Source organism: Blautia faecis, assembly GCF_020554845.1.
GTDB lineage: Bacteria > Bacillota > Clostridia > Lachnospirales > Lachnospiraceae > Blautia_A > Blautia_A faecis.
Genome location: NZ_JAJCIA010000021.1, coordinates 14,351 through 33,446, shown reverse-complemented (window position 1 = coordinate 33,446; position 19,096 = coordinate 14,351). Strand labels below are relative to the sequence as shown.

The window sequence follows — 19,096 nt, the reverse complement described above, 5'->3', positions numbered from 1 at the left end:
TCTAATAGTTGCCTTTTATTTTAATTTCGGCAGGTTCCACCTGTAATGTGCAGCCAGATACCGCATCAGGATCACCGCTGCAGATCCAAAGATCAAGGAGAACACCACTCCAAACCAGCGGTACGTATACACACAAACAATAGCTCCCACAATGGATGCACATGCATAAATATGCTTTACAAAAATATAAGGCGGCACCTCTGCCATCATATCACGGAGCAATCCTCCGCCAACACCGGTGATGGTTCCCACAAATACCAGCAGGAAAGTGTTGTCTGCAAACCCCTGACGGATTCCAGTATTTACGCCAACCACAGTAAATATCCCAAGTCCTACAGAGTCCATCACCAGCATTACTTTGTCATAAGTAACATTTCCTTTCAGCATCTCCCTTTTAAAATAAAGGAGAAAAAACACCAGCACTGAAGTGAGCACTGCTACAGCCGCATATACTGGCTTCTGAAAAACTCCCGGAGGAGTAATTCCCAGCGTCACATCACGAATCATACCACCGCCAACTGCAGTGATCACCCCAAGAACCGAAACTCCGAAAATATCCATCTTCTGCTCCGATCCCACCAGTGCACCTGACGCCGCAAATGCAATAGTTCCAATCATCTCCAAAATAAATGTGATTGTTTCCTGATAACCCATAAAACAATAACCTCGCCCACTTTTATCCATGCCATTCTCATAAAGTTTGCGCAGTAAAAACTACTTCTTGTGTTTATCACAAGAGGGTTCTCCTTTCCCGCTTGTTCCCATAAATGACACCCAATCAGTATAACATATAATTCCCTGTTTGCCACCTGAAAACTCCGAAAAATCCAATTAATTTCAGCATATCCAAATTATTTTTTTGAAACAGCTCAAAAATATGACCGGAAGACTTCTCCTCCGGCCATACACTTATTTTTCTTTAATATTTTTCTTTAATATTTTTCTTTAATATTTTTCTTAATCTAATATATTTTCATACACGCCATCAACCCTTAACACCGCCAAGTGCAACACCTGCGACGATGTACTTGGAAAGTACCAAGTATACAACAACCAGAGGGATAATAGTAACAAACAGTCCTACATAAACTACACCATAGTCAGTACGGAACTGGTTAGAACTCAGCAGCTGTACAAACATAGGAAGTGTTTTCTTGGAATCTGTTGTCAGCAAAATGGTAGGTGTAAACAGGTTGTTCCACTGTGCGATGAACTGGAAGATTGCCTGTGTGGCAACTGCCGGTTTCATAATTGGAAGGATAATTTTGTTAAAGGTATTCCACTCTTTTGAACCGTCGATTCTAGCTGCCTCGATCATCTCCAGAGAAAGTGTACTTTCCATATACTGTTTCATAAAGAAAACAACAGTTGGAGCTGCAATGGTAGGAATGATCAACGGAACGTATGTATCGATCAGCTTCAGATCCAGCATGAAACGGTAGAAACCGATGATGGAAATCTGACTTGGTACCATCATAACTGCCATAATAAATGCCCATGCAAATTTTTTGAATTTGAAATCATATACATGGATACCATAAGCTGTCAGAGATGAAAAATAAACTGACAGGAAAGTTCCAGGAATCGTAATGGTTGCAGAGTTAATGATCGCTTTCTGCAAAGTAATCTGCATACCGTTCTGCTTGATCATCAGGTTTTTCCAGTTCTCGATCAGGTGTGTGGACGGAATCAGGGAAACACCAGCCTTGATAGACTCAGAATCTCTTGTTGCGTTCATAACCAGAAGAACAAATGGCAAAAGTGCAATGATACAGAATAAAATACAAATAATGGTACGGAAGACTTTCTGATGCAGCATATTCTTGCTGTAGCTGTCTACTGTTGCGGCTTTACTCATGATCTTCCACCTGCCTTTCTACGCTGTTTCTGCTCTTTTTTCATACGTCTGTCTTCGCTGTCACTCATAGTTGCGAACAGGATCAGACTGACAACCAACGTGATAATAAACAGTACTACGGAAACGGCTGCTGCCTTTCCAACATCACTGTTATACAGACGCATAATATACATGGCCATTGTGGTAGTCTTATCATCTGGCAGACCAACAAGTCCGGTCTCCGGAACGTTGAACAGTGCCGGGATATCATACATCTGAAGACCACCGATTGCGGAGGTAACCAGTGTATACAGCATAATTGGTTTCAAAAGCGGTAAAGTGATGTAGCGGAATTTTTTCCAGCCTGTTGCACCATCAATATCAGCAGCCTCAAAAAGTCCCGGGTCAATGCCAAGAACGCCTGAAATCAGAAGCAGGGTCGTATTACCAAACCACATCCACCACAGAATTGTGGAGATCAGCCCACGGCTTCCTGCTACGCTGGACATAAAATCGAAGTTCTTGCTGAGAACGCCCCAGTCCTTCAATGTCTGGGTGATTGGTCCGTACTGGGAAAATAAAGATTTAAACAGTACAGAAACGGAAGCTGCAGTGATAACACTTGGAAGGTAAACGATAACCTTCATCGCGCCGGTTCCTTTTACCTTAACCTTCTCATCCGTCAGCCATACAGCCAGAAGAAGGGAAACCAGAATCTGAGGAACAAAGTTGCAGCCCCACATTACAAGGGTATTTTTCAGATAGCTGAGTACATAACCTCTCTCTCCTGCAGCCATACCAAGGATATTTACAAAATTCTGAAGTCCTGCAAACTCCATGAATTCACGTCCGTTACGTTTGTAGTAGGTTAAGGTACTATAATAGAAAGTATTGATCAGTGGCCACAGCTGGAACACCAGATAAGTGATAAAAAACGGTGCAATAAAGAAGTAGCCATACCTTCCATAATCGATCATTTTTTTCTTTTTCTTATTCATAACAGCCTCCTGTCTGAAGTTGCCTGCTTTTCCCAGGCAGAATGCCTGACACTGGCGGGAGTACCTGCCCCTTTGGGCTTCTGCGCCATCCTCCTCTGCCACTGGCAGTCATTCTGCTTTTTTATAGCAAAAGCAGCTGCTCGCTTATATAAGAATGTGCTGCTCCTTCTTTGGGGAAGAAGCAGCACACTCACTACTTACTTATGATTGACTCTGCAAACTCTTAAGCCACATTATTCTGCGCTCAGGTAAGAGAATGTATCATGGATAGATGCAGTCAGATCTGCAAGTGCAGTATCAAGGTCTTTTTCGCCTGTAGCATAAGCCTTGGTCTGAGTATCCATAAGGGAAAGGATCTGCTGGTCTTCTGCTGTTACCATAGAAGCGTCAAGTCCGTCTGCTAATGGAAGGAAGAACTCCATGAAGTTCTGTCCAGCGTCTGGATACAGATAGCCGTTTCCATCTGCGGATGTACCAGCCTCGATGATCTTGCTGACAGCTGCTGTATTGTTTACATAGTCAGAGTTCAGAGCGTTGATTGCAACCATTCCATCTTCATCACATGTGAAGAATTTCATGATCTTAGCTGCAAGCTCGGTATCTGCACAATCTGTTGTAGCTGCAAGTCCTGTGCCGCCCCAATAGCATTTTGTCTGGGTAGGAACAAGGATTGTGTTGCCTTTCCAAGCATCACTTAAGCTCCAGTATACGAACCATGGGCATCCCATATAAGCAAGTGCTGCGTTAGAATCAACGCCATCACCACTCATGTTTGCACTCCAGTCAGCGCTCCACTGATCGGTATTGAAGGTAAGGTCTTCATCATAAAGAGTCTTAGCTGTTTCCATATATGTCTTGATGTTGTCATCAATTGTAATCTTATCGTTCTCATCATAGAAGCCCTGAGTTCTGGAACCGGTCAGGCTACGTTTGATCTCATCATAGCCAGAGAACAGTTTGCATTTTCCGCCGGAAGCATCGTTAACCTCTTTAGCTGTAGCAACGATGGTATCCAGATCTTTGAATTTCTCAGCTAATGCTGCAGGATCTGTTGTTCCAAGATATTTCTCAGCCAGATCTGCACGAACTGCGTAGCATCCAGGAGTTGCCTGCCAGAACAGTGCTCTTACGTTTCCATCAACATCGGATCCAAGATCCAGATTGTACTGATAGCTGTTTGCATAGTCATCAGCTGTGATTCCAAGATCTGCTACATTCTGTACCCAGTCGCTGTTTACATATTTCTGAACATAGTCAACTTCCAGGCCCATCATATCAGGATATAACTCATTTGAAGGATCATCAAGTACAGGATCCAGTTTGCTCTGATAATAATCAGATCCACCTGTGTTTACGAAAACGATTCTTTCGTAATCATCTGGATAAGCCTCTTTGAATGGTCCATCAAGGATCTTCTTGATATCATCGTTCCATCCCCATACTACAAAGGAATCATCTGCGGAAGCGTCACCGGTAACTTCGTTTTCCGGTGTTTCTGCATCTTCTGCCATAACCGGGACTGCACATAATGTCATTCCTGCCAGCATAGAAGCTGTTAATAATACGCTCACCATTTTTTTCTTCATGTTACTTCCTCCTTTAATTATATCTTTTAATTTTTTTAATAGCTACTTGAAATTTTTTGATGGATACAAAGTTTTCACGGAAGCTCCTTTAAAAAGGGTTCCATCCACTGTGTATTTCTCAATAACTGTTGTCTTCGGGTGCTCAATCAGCTCAATCAGCCTTTCTGCCGCTATCCTTCCGATTGCCGCTGTGTCCTGGCAAAGGGTTGTCAGCTTGGGTTCAAGAACCTGGGCGATATTGATTCCATCGTACCCGGCTACTGAAATGTCTTCCGGTATCCGAAGTCCTCTTTCCCGTATCTCGTTTATCCCTCCCATCGCTGCATAATCGTCAGGATAGAGAATACAGGTTGGCGGATCTTTCAAATCCAAAAGTTCACCGGTTCTCTCACCTGCCAGATCAGCATCTCTGTAAAAAGACGGTTTTACATATTCATCCGGTTCTTCAATCCCCAGTCTTTGCAGGGTCCGGTAAAAGCTTCCAAGACGATTCTTGGTAACCGATGTGTCATCTCCATGAATGTAAGCGATCTTGCGGTGTCCCTTCTTATATATATAGGTAACAAGTTCTTCCATTCCCTGGATGTTGTTGGATACTACCGATATCCTTCCATCACAGATATGATCGATGGTCACCACCGGAATGTCTGAAAGGAGAAGCTCCTGAACCTCTTCTGCGGTGAAATCCACACAGGCCATTACCACTCCGTCCACGCCCCGGTATCTGCAGTGCTCCAGGTAGGTCATCCTTTTACCGGAAACATTTCCGCTTGTAAAAGTAATGTCATAGCCTTTCGCCTCTGCGGTGCTTTTGAAGCTTTCCAGTACTCTGTTGAAGTAATCATGTGTGAGACCGCTTCGGGCCTCGTCCACAAATAAAACTCCCAGATTAAAGGTTCGCTTCGTCTTCAAAGCTCTTGCCGATGAGTTGGGAAGATATCCCATCTCTGAAGCCGTTCTTAATATGTAGTTTTTTGTTTCTTCTCCGATATCGGAGTAACCATTTAATGCTTTACTGACAGTGGCGACTGAGACATTACATTGTTTTGCGATTTCTTTCATGGAAACCATATGCTTGCCTCATTCTTTCCTGTTTTTCTTTCCTGTCATCTCTAAATCGTTTTCGTAAGCTTATAGTACCCCCTAGTGCACAAAAAATCAAGTGGTTTCTGGCGTTTTTTGTGCGTTTTCACGTCATTCTACCTATTGCACAATTTGGATATTTGTGTTTTTAACAATTTAATCGTGAATAAGAGCTCTTTTCGAAATGTTTTCGCGAAAAGTTTCGTGTTTTAAATCTCTGATTTGTAATATATAATAGATTTAATTATTACTGTAATTTTTATGTTGCTTTTAATCAGTCTTTCTATTATACTAAGAACAAATATATACCATTATTCTTTACTTTTATTTCTTATTGCCTTTACTTATTCGTTTTCGTGTGTTAATTATCTCACAATTCAATCCAATTGATTTTTTCGAAACTACTCATTGCATTTGCAAAACATTATTACTTATATAAGCGCAGATCACTATGCAGCTTCGAAAATTAAAATAATGCACCCTGATGTAAATCACGAATAGCAATCAACCAATTAGAAAGAATTCAGCAAGAATAAAAATTATCAAAGGAGATCCACTATGAATTTCGGACATTTTGATGACGTCAATAAAGAATATGTTATTACAACACCAGATACCCCGTTGCCATGGATCAATTACCTTGGCTCCCAGGATTTCTTCACACTGATTTCCAACACCTGCGGCGGCTATAGCTTCTATAAAGATGCAAAGCTGCTCCGTATCACTCGTTACCGCTACAATAATATCCCGGTAGATTCCAACGGAAAATACTACTATATCAAAGATGGAGATACCGTATGGAATCCAGGTGCAATGCCAACCCGCACTCCTCTTGATGTTTATGAGTGTCGCCATGGACTTGGCTATAGCCGTTTCCACGGTGAGAAAAACGGCCTGGCAGCTGATCTTCTTGCATTCGTCCCTGTTGACACAGCCTGCGAGATCAACAAACTGACTCTGCGAAACAATTCAGATAAAGCGAAAGAGATTTCGTTATTTTCATATGTAGAGTTCTGCCTCTGGAATGCCGTTGACGACATGACCAACTACCAGCGAAACTTAAGCACCGGTGAAGTTGAGATCATTGGCAGCACCATTTACCATAAGACCGAATACCGCGAACGACGCAATCACTACAGCTTTTTCACTGTAAATACTCCTGTAGACGGTTTTGACACCAGCCGTGATGAGTTCTTAGGACTTGGCCGCGGCAATAATGCTCCAATCGTTGTAGAGGAAGGCAAGAGCCACAATTCTGTTGCCAGCGGATGGTATCCCATTGCCAGCCAGCAGATCAATGTTTCCCTGGCACCTGGTGAAGAAAAAGAATATGTTTTCCTTCTCGGCTATTGTGAAAACCCAAAAGACGACAAATGGGAAGCTTTAAACGTGATCAAAAAAGAGCCTGCTAAGAAGATCATGGAGAAATTCGAAACTTCCGAACAGGTAAATGAAGCTTTCGCCATCCTGAATACTTACTGGGATGATCTTCTCTCCCGCTATCATGTAGAGAGTAAGGATCCTCACGTAAACCGTATGGCAAATATCTGGAACCAGTACCAGTGTATGGTAACCTTTAACATGTCCCGTTCCGCTTCTTACTATGAATCCGGAACCGGCCGTGGAATGGGCTTCCGTGATTCCTGCCAGGATCTTCTTGGATTTGTACATCTGATCCCGGAGCGTGCAAGAGAACGAATCCTTGACATTGCAGCTACCCAGTTCGAAGATGGAAGTGCTTATCATCAGTACCAGCCGCTTACCAAGCAAGGTAACCTGAATATCGGAAGCGGATTTAACGATGACCCGCTGTGGCTGATTGCTGCTGTGGCCGCTTACTTAAAGGAAACTGGAGATTATTCCATTCTGGATGAAATGGTTGCTTTTGACTGCCATATGGAAAAAGCAGCTCCTCTTTTTGAGCATCTTCGCCGTTCCTTCGAATACAGCCGCACCCATCTTGGACCACACAAGCTCCCTCTCATCGGACGTGCTGACTGGAATGACTGTCTGAACCTGAACTGCTTTTCCAATGAACCTGGTGAATCCTTCCAGACCACAGGACCATCTGAGGGACCAGTTGCAGAATCTGTATTTATTGCAGGTATGTATGTAAAATACGGAAATGAGTTTGCAGAGATCTGCAGACGTGTTGGAAAAGAAGAGGACGCTGCTATCGCACAGAAAGCTGTTGAAGAAATGTACCAGGCAGTCCTTGACGCTGGCTGGGATGGAGAATGGTTCCTTCGTGCTTATGACGCCACCTCTCAGAAGGTTGGCTCCCACGAATGCAAAGAGGGGCAGATTTTCATTGAGCCGCAGGGCTTCTGTATCATTGCCGGCATTGGTGTAAAAGAAGGCCTGGCAAAAAAAGCTCTTGATTCTGTAAAAGAGCGCCTGGACACCAAATATGGTATTATGCTTCACCAGCCGGCTTACACCAGATATTACCTGAACCTTGGTGAAATTTCTTCCTACCCTCCGGGATACAAAGAAAATGCCGGAATCTTCTGCCATAACAATCCATGGATTTCCATTGCCGAAACCGTTATCGGAAGAGGAAACCGTGCTTTTGAAATTTATAAAAAGACCTGCCCGTCTTATATTGAAAACATTAGCGAAATCCATCGCACAGAGCCTTATGTCTATTCCCAGATGATCGCAGGACGGGATGCAGCCCGCCATGGCGAAGCGAAAAACAGCTGGCTTACCGGAACAGCTGCATGGACTTTCGTGAACCTCTCCCAGGCAATTCTGGGTGTACAGCCATCCTATGATGGACTTTCCATTGATCCGTGTATTCCGGAGGGCTTCGGTGACTTCACCCTCACCCGCCGCTTCCGCGGTGCCACCTATTACTTCGACGTTAAGAACCCGAATAATGTAGAAAAGGGTGTAGCTTACCTGGAGGTTGATGGCAGGCATGTGGATGGAAATGTGGTACCTGTTGAGGATGGAAAGACAGAGTATCATGTGACAGTGCATATGGAATAAAAATAAATATTACTAATTTTAGCAAGAGCCCCCGGAACCGAAATTCCGAGGGCTCTTGTTTTCCTATCTGTTTTATTTCTCGTAAAGCGGATGAATTTCTTTCTTATACGCATATCGTATAAACACAAAGCAGATCACTCCCGAGAACACCTCTGCAATGGGAAAGGACCACCAGCAGGCTCCAAGGCCACCTGCTTTTGACAGGATAAATGCAGCCGGAAGTAGCACTACCAGCTGACGCAGCACAGACACCGCAAGGCTTAAAAAGCCATGTCCCAATGCCTGAAACACAGAAGATGCAACCACAGAAAATCCTGCGATCAGAAAGCTGAGGCTGATGGTACGAAGTGCCGGGATACCGATTGCCATCATATCGTCAGAGGCGCTGAAAATTCCCAGAAGGCTTCCCGGGAACAGCTGGAATACAGCGAAACCAGCAAGCATAATACATACTCCGTAAATAATACTCAGCTTAATTGCTTTCGTAATACGCTTCGGTTTTCTGGCACCATAGTTGTAAGCAACAATGGGAACCATTCCATTATTCAGTCCAAACACTGGCATAAAAATAAAGCTCTGAAGCTTGAAATACACGCCAAATACCGCCGTTGCAGTGGAAGTAAAGCCCATCAGGATCTTATTCATTCCGAATGTCATAACAGAACCAACAGAAGCCATAATAATAGATGGGAAACCTACGCTGTAAATGCTGCGGATCACATCACCGGAAATCTTATATTTCACAAGAGAAATATGAAGCTCTTTATTCAGCTTCATATTCACGATCACACCTGCAATTGCTGCAATGATCTGGCCGGTAACAGTGGCAAGAGCTGCTCCTGTTACTTCCATTCTTGGAAATCCAAATAAACCAAAAATCATGATTGGATCCAGAATAATATTGATAATAGCGCCAAGAAGCTGTGTTGCCATGGAATAAATCGTTTTCCCTGTAGACTGCAGAAGCTTCTCACAGGTCAGCTGGATAAACAGGCCGAAGGACATAATTCCGATCACTCTGACATAATCCACACCATATTCCATGATCTGCGGATCCGTAGTCTGCACCCTGAAAAAAGCAGGTGCAAAAAATCCACAAACAATTGCAAATCCAATAAAGCTGAAAATCGCAAGATAAATACCGTTATTTGCAGCACTATTGGCATATTCCTGCTTTTTCTCTCCAAGAGAGCGCGACACCAGCGCATTGATACCAACACCAGTACCGGTTCCCACTGCAATCATCAGGTTCTGCACCGGAAACGCAAGTGAAACTGCAGTAAGTGCACTCTCACTTAATCTCGCCACAAACATACTGTCCACAATATTATAAAGTGCCTGGACAAGCATGGAAATCATCATCGGTACAGACATGGTGAGCAGAAGCTTTGCCACTGGCATCACACCCATTTTATTTTCCTGAACTTTTACTTCTTTTTCCAAAAACAATCCCCTCTCTTCTGTAATTAAACCTTTTCGTTTACTGTTCACTCCGTGACCAGTAACCCTTTTGTTCTGTCGCCCTCTTTTTTAGAGCGTGTTTGAAAAAGACTTTCTGCAAGATGAGCATCACAATTTGTAGGAAATTTTGTCCGAATGGGGCATCACAGCGGGCTACGCAGACGAAATTCAGGCAAAATATACCGCAAAGCAAGGCGTGCAGATTGCGGGAATGATTTTTCAAACCTGCTCCAGGCCAGTCCTCTTATTGTATATAAGTACATGCCGAATGTCAATATAAGGGTGGATTTATCTGAGAAATTATGCTATCCTTATTACTGTTTACTGGTAACGTTCCGTGAGCAGTAAATCTGTCCTTTTTTCGATTGATATTTATCCAACAGGATTCAAAACAGAAACACCAGATATACACAATATCTTATTTTTATAAAACGGAGGATTTTTCTTATGGAAAGACACAGCTTTGCTATGGAAATCAAAAAAGGAAAAAAAAATGACTACCGCCAGATATTAGGAGAGATCTGGCCAGATCTGACTGCATTTCTGGATCAGGAAAAGGTACATAACTTCAGCATCTGGAACTGTGATTCCCTGATTTTCGGATATTACGAAACAGACGAAAACAACGAATTTTCAGAAGAGAAAAAAGCCAGCATCCAGGCTCTCACTTCCAGAATTGACCACACCTTCACCTGGATCTCCACCCCTGGCGAAAACATGCGTCTGATGTACCACAATTTCGGTATTGTCCGCGAAAACAAAGAGCTGATCCGCCACAGAATGTTCATGACCAGACTGAAACCTGATTGCGAGGAAGAATATAAGGCAAGACATGACGGACTGGTTGCCGCAAGAGAGGGCAGAATTGACCCGGGTCCTGACAGCAACTTTAGCATCTGGAGCGCAGGCGGATATATTTTCGGCTATGACGAAATCGATACCACTATGGAGACTGAGGAAACACCAGAAGCCCATGAAGCTACCGTTGCCTGGGAAACCCGCCAGCTTGGCATCATGGACTGGATCACCAATGACTGCGACTGGCTCACAGGAACAGTCCACTCTGCAAGTGTAAGACTGGCATGGCATATGGGGAAATAGAATCATAATGCTCCAAAACCCTCAATGATTTTCAAAGGTCATTGAGGGTTTTTCTTGTACAGATCATATTTCAATTCTTTTCTGAGAACCTCCAATTCTTCGTCAGTCCTTATGGTCCGCATTTCCAGATAGACCCAGTCGTCTACAATATGACCAATAACCGGAGTATCCATTTTCCGTAAGCAGTCACTGATTTCCTGTGCGGAAAGTCCTTTTCCATTCAGGCTTCTTATCTGCAATGCAGCTCCAGGCAGTGTTTTTCCAGGTGTAGTACCACCGCCAACAGGATTTCGTGTAGAGGTTACTGCAAGTTCATATGCAGAATCTTCGAACAACAATTCACCCATAAGCCATAATGCATTCCGCTTAAGTTTTTCTGCACTTCGACTCATCATATCATAAACCGGAATCTCTTTCTCCAGCTGACCTTCATCCAGATAAATACTTACCGTCTTATCCAGCGCCGCAGCTGTAAACTTATCGATCCGCAGCGCCCGCATGAGAGGATGCCGGGAAATCTTTTCGATCAAATCTTTACGTCCTGCCAATATTCCCGCCTGTGGCCCGCCCAGAAGTTTATCGCCACTGAAAGATACAATATCTGCGCCTTTCTTCAAAAGCTCCTGTACGGTCTTTTCAGGCTCGATTCCATAAAAGGCAATATCCACAAGGCTTCCGCTTCCAAGATCCACCAGAAGGGGAATTCCGCGGTTATGTGCTGTTTCTGCAAGTTCCGCAAGCTCTGCTTCATGGGTAAAACCGGTAATCTGATAGTTGCTGGTATGCACTTTCAGAAAAGCAGCTGTATTCTCTGTCACTGCATTTTCGTAATCCTCCAGATAAGTCCGGTTGGTAGTCCCCACTTCCACAAGCATCGTTCCACTCTGGCTGCATACATCCGGAATCCGGAACTTCCCTCCAATCTCCACAAGTTCTCCTCTGGAAACCACGGTTTCTCCTCCAGATGCCAGCGCCGTCAGCATGATCAACACTGCTGCCGCGTTATTATTCACTGCAATGGCAGCCTCAGCCCCAGTCAGTTTACAGAGATTTTCAGCAAAATGATCATATCTGCTTCCTCTCTTCCCATTTTCCAGATTCATTTCCAGATTAGTATATCCGGTCATCAAAGGTATAAGCTCAGACACAAGTCTGTCCCCAAGGGGCGCTCTTCCGAGATTTGTGTGAAGGATCACACCGGTAGCATTGATCACCCGCTGTATCTGCCTCTGGCTTCTGCACGCAAGCAGTCTCTTCATTTCCTGCAAAATGTACTCTGTATAATCTAATGTTGTCTCAGACAAAGCCTTCAAATCAGACAGCTTTACTGGTAAGCCATCCTTCTGGTCTGATAGTCCAGATATATCCAGGAACACAGCTGGCTTTTCTTCCGCCAAAATCTGCTGACGCATGGCATCCCGCAGCTGCTCTTCCACCTTTCTGGCAGCTTCCAGTACTGCACGATACCCATACTGTTCCGTCAGTTCTTTCGTCAGTTCCATTCCCATAAGCCTGTCAATTTTTGGTAGTCTGCGAAACAATTCCTTTCTCCTGTTCAGAAAGCTTTCCTCTTCTTTATGGGCTTTCGAAGCATGCAGCTTCCTGTCACCTTTATCCATTATTTTTCTGTGCCTCAATCTGCTCCGCCAGATCATTCAGATACACCCAGCGATCCATTTTCTCTTCCAGCTGCTTCTCCGCCGCCTCTTTATCTGCCATAATCTCACGAAGCTTCACGGAATTGGTGGCATTTGCCATCATATCATTCTCCAGCCTGGCAATTTTCTCTTCAAGTCTGGCTATATCCTCATCAATAACAGCATATTCCCGTTCTTCTTTATAAGTAAATTTCAGTTTTTCAGACTTCTGTCCCTGCTTCCAGTCTTTTCTGGTAGGTTTTTTCCCTTCATCCTCTGTACTGTTATTTCCGGAAGCTGCTTTATCCGACAAACTGCTGCCGGCCCCGGCACCAATTTCACTGCTTCCAGCCCCATATTTCCGCGCTTTCGCCTCCGCATAATCTGTATAACCACCCTCATACTGGGTCAGTTTTCCATTCCCTTCAAAGGCAAAAATGCGGTCCACCACATCATCCAGGAAATAGCGGTCGTGAGATACCGTGATCACAATTCCCGAAAATGTAGAAAGATAATCTTCGAGAATTGTCAGTGTAGGAATGTCCAAATCATTACTTGGCTCATCCAGAAGAAGTACATTTGGCGCCTCCATCAGTACCTTCAGGAGATACAGACGTCTCTTCTCTCCTCCTGACAGCTTGGCTACCGGTGTATACTGCATTGCAGAATCAAAAAGAAAGCGCTCCAGCATCATAGATGCACTGATCTTTCCATCACGGGTAGGAATAAACTCTGCCACATCACGGATATAATCAATCACCCGCTGGTTTCCATCCATGTCCGGCACTTCCTGGGCAAAGTAACCGATCCGGATCGTCTCCCCGATCTCCACGGTACCGGAATCCGGTTCCACCATTCCGTCAATAATACGGATCAAAGTAGATTTTCCGCATCCATTTGGTCCGATAATTCCAAGTCTCTGGTTTCTCAGCACAATATAGTCAAAATCATCCAGAATCACCTTATCGCCATAGCTTTTGGAAATGTGATGAAGCTCTACTGTCTTTTTCCCCATTCTGGTCTCCACAGAGTCCATCTGCACATCTGTCTCCTGAACAGGCGCCTTGCCATTTTTTAACGCTTCCAGACGCTCCAGACGAGCGCGCTGCTTGGTGCTTCTTGCACGGCAGCCACGCTTCGCCCATTCCAGCTCCATACGGAGAATGCTCTGTCTCTTCCTCTCAGAAGCCAGCTCCATCTCTTCTCTTTGTGCTTTTAATTCCAGAAATCCTGAATAATTGGCATCATAGGAATATACTTTTCCATGACTGATCTCCAGAATTTTATTGGTAACTTTGTCAAGGAAATAACGGTCATGCGTAACCATGATCACAACGCCTTTAAACCGGTTCAGATAATCCTCCAGCCAGGTTACCATCTCATTATCCAGATGGTTGGTAGGCTCATCCAAAATCAGCACATCAGAAGGGTTTACCAGAGTTCTGGCCAGAGCTACACGCTTCTTCTGTCCACCGGAAAGCTGCTCCACAGGGACATCATGTTCTGTAATCCCCAGCTTATTCAAAATATTTCTGGCCTCACTATCCGTGCTCCAGTCCTTCTGCCATTTCCCATCAGCCACATAGTCCTGTACAATGGCACCTTTTGGAAAATCTGGCATCTGAGGCAGATAGGTGATACGAAGGCCATTCTGGGAAATCACCTGTCCCTCATCTGTCTCCTCTTCCCCTGCAACGATTTTCAGCAGAGTACTTTTTCCTGTTCCATTGATTCCAATGATTCCGATTTTATCCCCATCATGAATTCCATAGGAAATATCATCAAAAATCTTTTTATCTCCAAAAATCTTGCTTACATGTTCAATATTCAGTACATTCATAAAAACCATAACTCCTTTTTCACCATCCACTGGCATTTATTTCAGTATTTTCCGCCTCTGTCAGTTTCTTTTTTTCTCAAAACCATGGATCCAGTCTGATTTCAGATAAAAAATCAAAAACAGAATGGAGCTTAATGACCAGGTCAGCGGATACGCCCAGAATACAGTCTGGATCACCGGATGCAGCTTCACAGCGATGGTTATATAAGTCACACGGATCACGCACCAGCAGCCCAGCATAACAAACATGGGCACCGTAGCTCTTCCCGCTCCGCGCATAAGTCCTGCAATGCAATGGGAAAAGGCAAGCAGAAAATAGAACAGAGTAATGATATGTGCCTCTTTCACTCCGAAAGCAATCACTTTCGGATCATTGTTAAAAGCGGCAATAAATACCGGGCTTGCAAAATACACAATAATTCCCACTATCTCTGCCATCGAAATACTGCAGAGGATACCAATACGTGCTCCTTTTTTTGCCCTGTCATATTTCTTTGCGCCCAGATTCTGACTGATAAATGTGGTCAACCCCATAGAAAAACAGGTAATAGGCAGAAAACCAAATCCCTCAACCTTGGAATATGCCCCGCATCCAGCAACAGCCAGCTTGCCGAAGCTGTTGATATTAGACTGCACTACCACGTTTGCAATGGCGATCACGGAGTTCTGGATGCCGGCAGGAAGACCGTTGGATACGATCTGTTTCAGCATATAGGAGTCCAGGCGAACATCCCTAAGGGAAACCGTATACTCCTCCGGGCTTTTTTTCATCAGACGGTACAGGCACAAAAATGCACTCATAAACTGGGAAATGATAGTGGCAAGAGCTGCGCCCTCCACACCCATTCCAAGTCCGCCTACAAAAAACATATCCAGAGCTACATTCAAAAGCGATGAAAAAATCAGGTAATACAATGGATGACGGCTGTCTCCCACTGCCTGCATAATGCCTACAAAATTGTTATAAAGAACCAGCCCCAGGGATCCCATGGCATATACCTGGAAATACAGGGTGGATTTCGGCAAAATATCTGCCGGTGTTTTCATAAGGATCAGAATCTTCGGTGCAAGCACAACACCGCCAGCTGTAAGAAGTATACCGCACAGAATACCAAAAGCCACCGTGGTATGAATCGCCCTGTGAAGCTCCTTCTTCTGCCTTGCGCCAAAATATCTCGCTATGATAACGCCTGCTCCCATAGCAAGGCCCTGAAAAAATCCTACCAGCAGAAATGTAAGACTGCCGGATGAACTTACCGCAGCCAGTGCATCACTTCCCAGAAAGTTTCCCACGATCAGAGAATCTGCTGTATTGTACAGCTGCTGGAACAGGTTTCCCAGAAAAAGCGGGAACGCAAATCCCATCAGTTTCTTCCAGATAGACCCTTCTGTCAGCAGATTTTTGTTTTGTGAATTATTCATCTTTTTCCCCTCCATCAATCCTTTTTATCGTAACATACCACACCTGCTTTTTCAATCGTAAGTTGCGATGTGCTGTTCACTCTACGCCCTGCAATCGTGTTTCTGATCACTTCGTTCACAGCAACACGCTTCGCGATGGACAGAAATCATACATTCACATGATTTCGCGCCCAGGTTCTCAGGTTTTCACAAATCCAATTGCAAACCTCCTTATTTCGTGTATAATAAGACATATCATTATAATTATTTTTTCATACTTTTCGTAAATTTAAGGAGGACATATATTTGAAAAATCTGGAAACCATTTGGAGCAAAGCGGCTGCCCTGGGACAGACTCTGAAAGAATATCCTCGTCCGGATATGGTACGCCGTCACTGGATCAATCTGAACGGCATGTGGGACTATCTGATTACTGACAGCCGCATTCTTCCATGGCAATTTTACGAAAGCGAATATTTCCCCTTTGACGGACAGATTTTAGTGCCCTTTTCACCGGAAGCACCTCTTTCCCAGGTAAAGCGCCAGCTTTTGCCTGATGAAACCTTATGGTATTCCCGTACCATCCAGTTGCCAGAGAACTGCTTAGATACAGAAAGTCAGCGGCTTCTTCTGCATTTTGGAGCTGTAGATCAGATCTGCAGTGTGTACATTAACAGAAAGTTCGTCACCTATCACAAGGGAGGCTACCTTCCATTTACCACAGATATTACAGACTTTATTACAGAAGATCTCACAGTCTCTATCCTAATAAGTGTCCATGACTTCAGTGACACCTCCTATCATGCCAGAGGCAAACAGCAGCTGAAACGCGGCGGTATGTTCTATACTGCCCAGAGCGGGATATGGCAGACTGTATGGATGGAGATCGTACCAAACGAATACATAAGAGATGTGCGTGTTACCCCGGATTTGGACAATAGTCTGGTCCGGATGCGAATCCGCGTATCCTCCGCATCCTCGACCGAAAATGCATCTCCCGCCCATATAAGACCCATGGCAGCGGATCAGACAGATTCTCAGGAAACTGTTTTGGCTTTTTCACCTGACAGGCAGAATTCATCCAATGTGATCTGTAAGGTTTATCCACCTGTTTTTCTCGAAGCAGACGGACTTAACGATACATTATGCCAGGATGAAATAACTACCGCCGCAATCCGTCCCGGAAAAGAAGCCACCCTCTCCATCCCGGAAAATATGCAGAAGTCCTGGACTCCCAAAGAGCCATGGCTTTACCCCTATTCCCTGGAATATGGCAAAGACCGGATTCTTGGATATTTCGCACTCCGCAAATGTGACGTACAGATAGCTGACGATGGCTATCCCCGCTTTTTCCTGAACAATCAGCCATATTTTCAGAGCGGCGTGCTGGATCAGGGCTACTGGCCCGACGGGCTTTATACAGCACCTTCAGATGAAGCTCTCATCTACGATATTCGTGCAATGAAAGATCTTGGTTTTAATATGCTCCGCAAGCATGGCAAGATTGAAGCAGACCGCTGGTATTTCCACTGTGACCGCATGGGAATGCTGGTATGGCAGGATATGCCTAACGGCGGTTCTTCCTACCATCACTGGTTTGTCACCTATCTGGCCACATTATTAAACTGGATGCGCATTCCAGTAAAAGACCTCCACGCCCGCCTGCTCTCCCGCACAGATGTATTTGGCCGTCAGGAATACATTGACAATATCCGGGATATGGTCAGGACACTGTATAATCATCCTTCCATCGTCACATGGGTACCTTTCAACGAAGGATGGGGACAGTTTTCAACCAAAAAAATCACAGATTTTATTCACCGGCTTGATCCTTCCCGCTTGGTAGATTCTGCCAGTGGATGGTTTGATCAGGGCTGTGGTGATATTAACAGTCTCCATTATTATTTTCTTGGACTTCCAGTACCAGAATCAGACCGCGTACTTGCTTTATCTGAATTTGGAGGTTACTCTCTTCGCCTGCATGAGCACAGTGCCTGTAAAAATATTTACGGATATAAGAAATTTACCACCAGCGAGGCGCTTACCGACGGCTTCTCCAGGTTGATGGAAAACACTATCGTACCTTCTGTAAAAAAAGGATACTCTGCAACTGTTTTCACGCAGCTTTCTGATATTGAAGAAGAAACCAACGGACTGATCACTTACGATCGTAAAAAGATTAAAATGAATCCGTTGATTGTACAGAAATGGAATACGAAGCTGAAGAAATCTTTACACAGCTAACTGTTAAACGCATATTTATCTGATGAAACAAAAAAAACAGAAGCCATGCAGTCTTTTTCCATATACTGCATAGCTTCTGTTTTGTTTTCTTAAGCGCCAGCTTCAAAATTTATTTCCAGCTGACATTCACGTTTCGCATTTAAATTAGCTATTACTGCTGATTGCATTTATAGCAATTAGTTTGCTGCTTCTTCGTCAGCTGCCGCATCGGTCTCAGCCTCTGCATTTTCCACATTGTCTTCTGTCTTGATCAGAGAAACGAAAAGTGTCTCAGCGATAGGCTGAATGTCGTCAGATTTCGGTCCGATCTGTACATTGTACATCATTCCCTCAGCATCCTCCAGGAAAGCGATTCCGTATGTACTTTCAGTCTCGAAGGAAACTGCATAGAGTCCGTTAATGCAAACCTTCTCAACATCTTCATACTCTGTAGCCAGCTCATCAGCCATGGAATACAGATCATACTCTGTTCCAACATCTGTAGCAGTCACTACCATGTTCACGCCTTCTTCAGAATCCGGATCCTGTGCCTGGAACATAACACCGTCTGCAGCATCTTCATCTGAGATTTCCAGAACGTCCCAGTTACTTGGTACATAGAGATCGAAGCCTGGCTCAAAAGATAACCATGTTCCTTCATATGCAGCTTCATCAAGCATGTCCATTGTTAATTCTGTAATCTCATCATCTGCAGCCTCAGTATCTTCTGCTGCATCTGCCTCTGCCCATACAGGAGCAGAAGATCCGGTTACCATTGCTGCGGCACACAACATAGCCATAACTTTTTTCCAGTTTTTCATTTTTCTACCTCACTTTTATCATATTTTGTGATATTATATAGAGGACCTAAAAAGCTTACAATACTTTCTAACGCCTCATCACCTTGAGATTACTATATCCGATTTATTTTGAAA

General features: G+C 44.1%; 14 protein-coding genes and 2 pseudogenes. 4 read left to right on the top strand and 12 right to left on the bottom strand.

Annotated features, from left to right (window positions below):
• Positions 1 to 15 precede the first annotated feature (15 nt).
• The 5 genes from LIZ66_RS11360 to LIZ66_RS11340 all read right to left on the bottom strand — a co-directional run bounded on the left by LIZ66_RS11360 (position 16) and on the right by LIZ66_RS11340 (position 5,492).
• Complete coding sequence (locus tag LIZ66_RS11360; RefSeq protein WP_173715597.1) at positions 16 to 654, bottom strand: trimeric intracellular cation channel family protein; 639 nt, start codon at positions 652 to 654, stop codon at positions 16 to 18.
• Positions 655 to 985: 331 nt separating this feature from the next.
• Complete coding sequence (locus LIZ66_RS11355) at positions 986 to 1,858, bottom strand: carbohydrate ABC transporter permease (RefSeq protein WP_226838009.1); 873 nt, start codon at positions 1,856 to 1,858, stop codon at positions 986 to 988.
• Complete coding sequence (locus tag LIZ66_RS11350; protein WP_148462811.1) at positions 1,855 to 2,835, bottom strand: carbohydrate ABC transporter permease; 981 nt, start codon at positions 2,833 to 2,835, stop codon at positions 1,855 to 1,857. Before LIZ66_RS11350 ends, LIZ66_RS11355 begins: the two co-directional genes overlap by 4 nt.
• Before the next feature lie 233 nt (positions 2,836 to 3,068).
• Complete coding sequence (locus LIZ66_RS11345; protein WP_148462812.1) at positions 3,069 to 4,421, bottom strand: hypothetical protein; 1,353 nt, start codon at positions 4,419 to 4,421, stop codon at positions 3,069 to 3,071.
• Positions 4,422 to 4,463: 42 nt separating this feature from the next.
• Entirely contained in the window at positions 4,464 to 5,492 is a 1,029-nt protein-coding gene (locus LIZ66_RS11340) for a LacI family DNA-binding transcriptional regulator (protein ID WP_118580086.1), read from the bottom strand.
• Positions 5,493 to 6,062: 570 nt separating this feature from the next.
• Here LIZ66_RS11340 and LIZ66_RS11335 point away from each other — a divergent pair.
• Entirely contained in the window at positions 6,063 to 8,498 is a 2,436-nt protein-coding gene (locus LIZ66_RS11335) for a glycoside hydrolase family 94 protein (RefSeq protein ID WP_226838008.1), read from the top strand.
• 72 nt (positions 8,499 to 8,570) lie between these two features.
• Here the strand turns inward: LIZ66_RS11335 and LIZ66_RS11330 are convergent, their stop codons facing one another.
• Positions 8,571 to 9,908 (bottom strand): MATE family efflux transporter, encoded by a 1,338-nt coding sequence (locus LIZ66_RS11330; protein ID WP_148462876.1) that lies wholly within the window; start codon positions 9,906 to 9,908, stop codon positions 8,571 to 8,573.
• 77 nt (positions 9,909 to 9,985) lie between these two features.
• Positions 9,986 to 10,096 (bottom strand): DUF6783 domain-containing protein, encoded by a 111-nt coding sequence (locus LIZ66_RS19365; protein ID WP_308768431.1) that lies wholly within the window; start codon positions 10,094 to 10,096, stop codon positions 9,986 to 9,988.
• On the opposite strand from LIZ66_RS19365, the pseudogene LIZ66_RS19360 reads away from it, so the two are divergent.
• Positions 10,087 to 10,149: pseudogene (locus LIZ66_RS19360) on the top strand (hypothetical protein); the annotation flags it as partial. The gene LIZ66_RS19365 and the pseudogene LIZ66_RS19360 sit on opposite strands and share 10 nt — an antisense overlap.
• Here the strand turns inward: LIZ66_RS19360 and LIZ66_RS19355 are convergent.
• Positions 10,138 to 10,182, bottom strand: a pseudogene (locus LIZ66_RS19355) (hypothetical protein); the annotation flags it as partial. The pseudogenes LIZ66_RS19360 and LIZ66_RS19355 overlap by 12 nt on opposite strands.
• 224 nt (positions 10,183 to 10,406) lie before the next feature.
• On the opposite strand from LIZ66_RS19355, the gene LIZ66_RS11325 reads away from it, so the two are divergent.
• A complete protein-coding gene (locus tag LIZ66_RS11325; protein ID WP_148462814.1) occupies positions 10,407 to 11,060 on the top strand; it encodes an L-rhamnose mutarotase in 654 nt (217 codons plus the stop codon).
• Positions 11,061 to 11,098: 38 nt separating this feature from the next.
• On the opposite strand, the gene selA is transcribed toward LIZ66_RS11325, so the two are convergent.
• From selA to LIZ66_RS11310, 3 genes are all read right to left on the bottom strand, one after another.
• Positions 11,099 to 12,601 carry an L-seryl-tRNA(Sec) selenium transferase gene (gene selA / locus LIZ66_RS11320; RefSeq protein ID WP_226838007.1) on the bottom strand — a complete coding sequence of 501 codons (1,503 nt, stop codon included), beginning with the start codon at positions 12,599 to 12,601 and terminating at the stop codon, positions 11,099 to 11,101.
• 70 nt (positions 12,602 to 12,671) lie between these two features.
• Positions 12,672 to 14,537 (bottom strand): ABC-F family ATP-binding cassette domain-containing protein, encoded by a 1,866-nt coding sequence (locus LIZ66_RS11315; protein ID WP_226838006.1) that lies wholly within the window; start codon positions 14,535 to 14,537, stop codon positions 12,672 to 12,674.
• A gap of 60 nt (positions 14,538 to 14,597) precedes the next feature.
• Positions 14,598 to 15,959 carry an MATE family efflux transporter gene (locus tag LIZ66_RS11310; protein WP_173715490.1) on the bottom strand — a complete coding sequence of 454 codons (1,362 nt, stop codon included), beginning with the start codon at positions 15,957 to 15,959 and terminating at the stop codon, positions 14,598 to 14,600.
• A 285-nt stretch (positions 15,960 to 16,244) separates the two neighbouring features.
• Between LIZ66_RS11310 and LIZ66_RS11305 the strand changes: the two genes are divergently transcribed.
• A complete protein-coding gene (locus tag LIZ66_RS11305; RefSeq protein WP_227200966.1) occupies positions 16,245 to 18,182 on the top strand; it encodes a glycoside hydrolase family 2 protein in 1,938 nt (645 codons plus the stop codon).
• Between the two features lie 176 nt (positions 18,183 to 18,358).
• Here LIZ66_RS11305 and LIZ66_RS11300 read toward each other — a convergent pair whose 3' ends face one another.
• On the bottom strand, positions 18,359 to 18,982 hold the full coding sequence (locus LIZ66_RS11300; protein WP_173769732.1) for a hypothetical protein: 624 nt from the start codon (positions 18,980 to 18,982) through the stop codon (positions 18,359 to 18,361).
• Between the last annotated feature and the right edge of the window lie 114 nt (positions 18,983 to 19,096).

Bases quoted from the DNA above. Each gene is read 5' to 3' on its own strand.
- LIZ66_RS11360 (WP_173715597.1), bottom strand. From the start codon at position 654: ATGGGTTATCAGGAAACAATCACATTTATTTTGGAGATGATTGGAACT.
- LIZ66_RS11355 (WP_226838009.1), bottom strand. From the start codon at position 1,858: ATGAGTAAAGCCGCAACAGTAGACAGCTACAGCAAGAATATGCTGCAT.
- LIZ66_RS11350 (WP_148462811.1), bottom strand. From the start codon at position 2,835: ATGAATAAGAAAAAGAAAAAAATGATCGATTATGGAAGGTATGGCTAC.
- LIZ66_RS11345 (WP_148462812.1), bottom strand. From the start codon at position 4,421: ATGAAGAAAAAAATGGTGAGCGTATTATTAACAGCTTCTATGCTGGCA.
- LIZ66_RS11340 (WP_118580086.1), bottom strand. From the start codon at position 5,492: ATGGTTTCCATGAAAGAAATCGCAAAACAATGTAATGTCTCAGTCGCC.
- LIZ66_RS11335 (WP_226838008.1), top strand. From the start codon at position 6,063: ATGAATTTCGGACATTTTGATGACGTCAATAAAGAATATGTTATTACA.
- LIZ66_RS11330 (WP_148462876.1), bottom strand. From the start codon at position 9,908: ATGGGTGTGATGCCAGTGGCAAAGCTTCTGCTCACCATGTCTGTACCG.
- LIZ66_RS11325 (WP_148462814.1), top strand. From the start codon at position 10,407: ATGGAAAGACACAGCTTTGCTATGGAAATCAAAAAAGGAAAAAAAAAT.
- LIZ66_RS11315 (WP_226838006.1), bottom strand. From the start codon at position 14,537: ATGAATGTACTGAATATTGAACATGTAAGCAAGATTTTTGGAGATAAA.
- LIZ66_RS11310 (WP_173715490.1), bottom strand. From the start codon at position 15,959: ATGAATAATTCACAAAACAAAAATCTGCTGACAGAAGGGTCTATCTGG.
- LIZ66_RS11300 (WP_173769732.1), bottom strand. From the start codon at position 18,982: ATGAAAAACTGGAAAAAAGTTATGGCTATGTTGTGTGCCGCAGCAATG.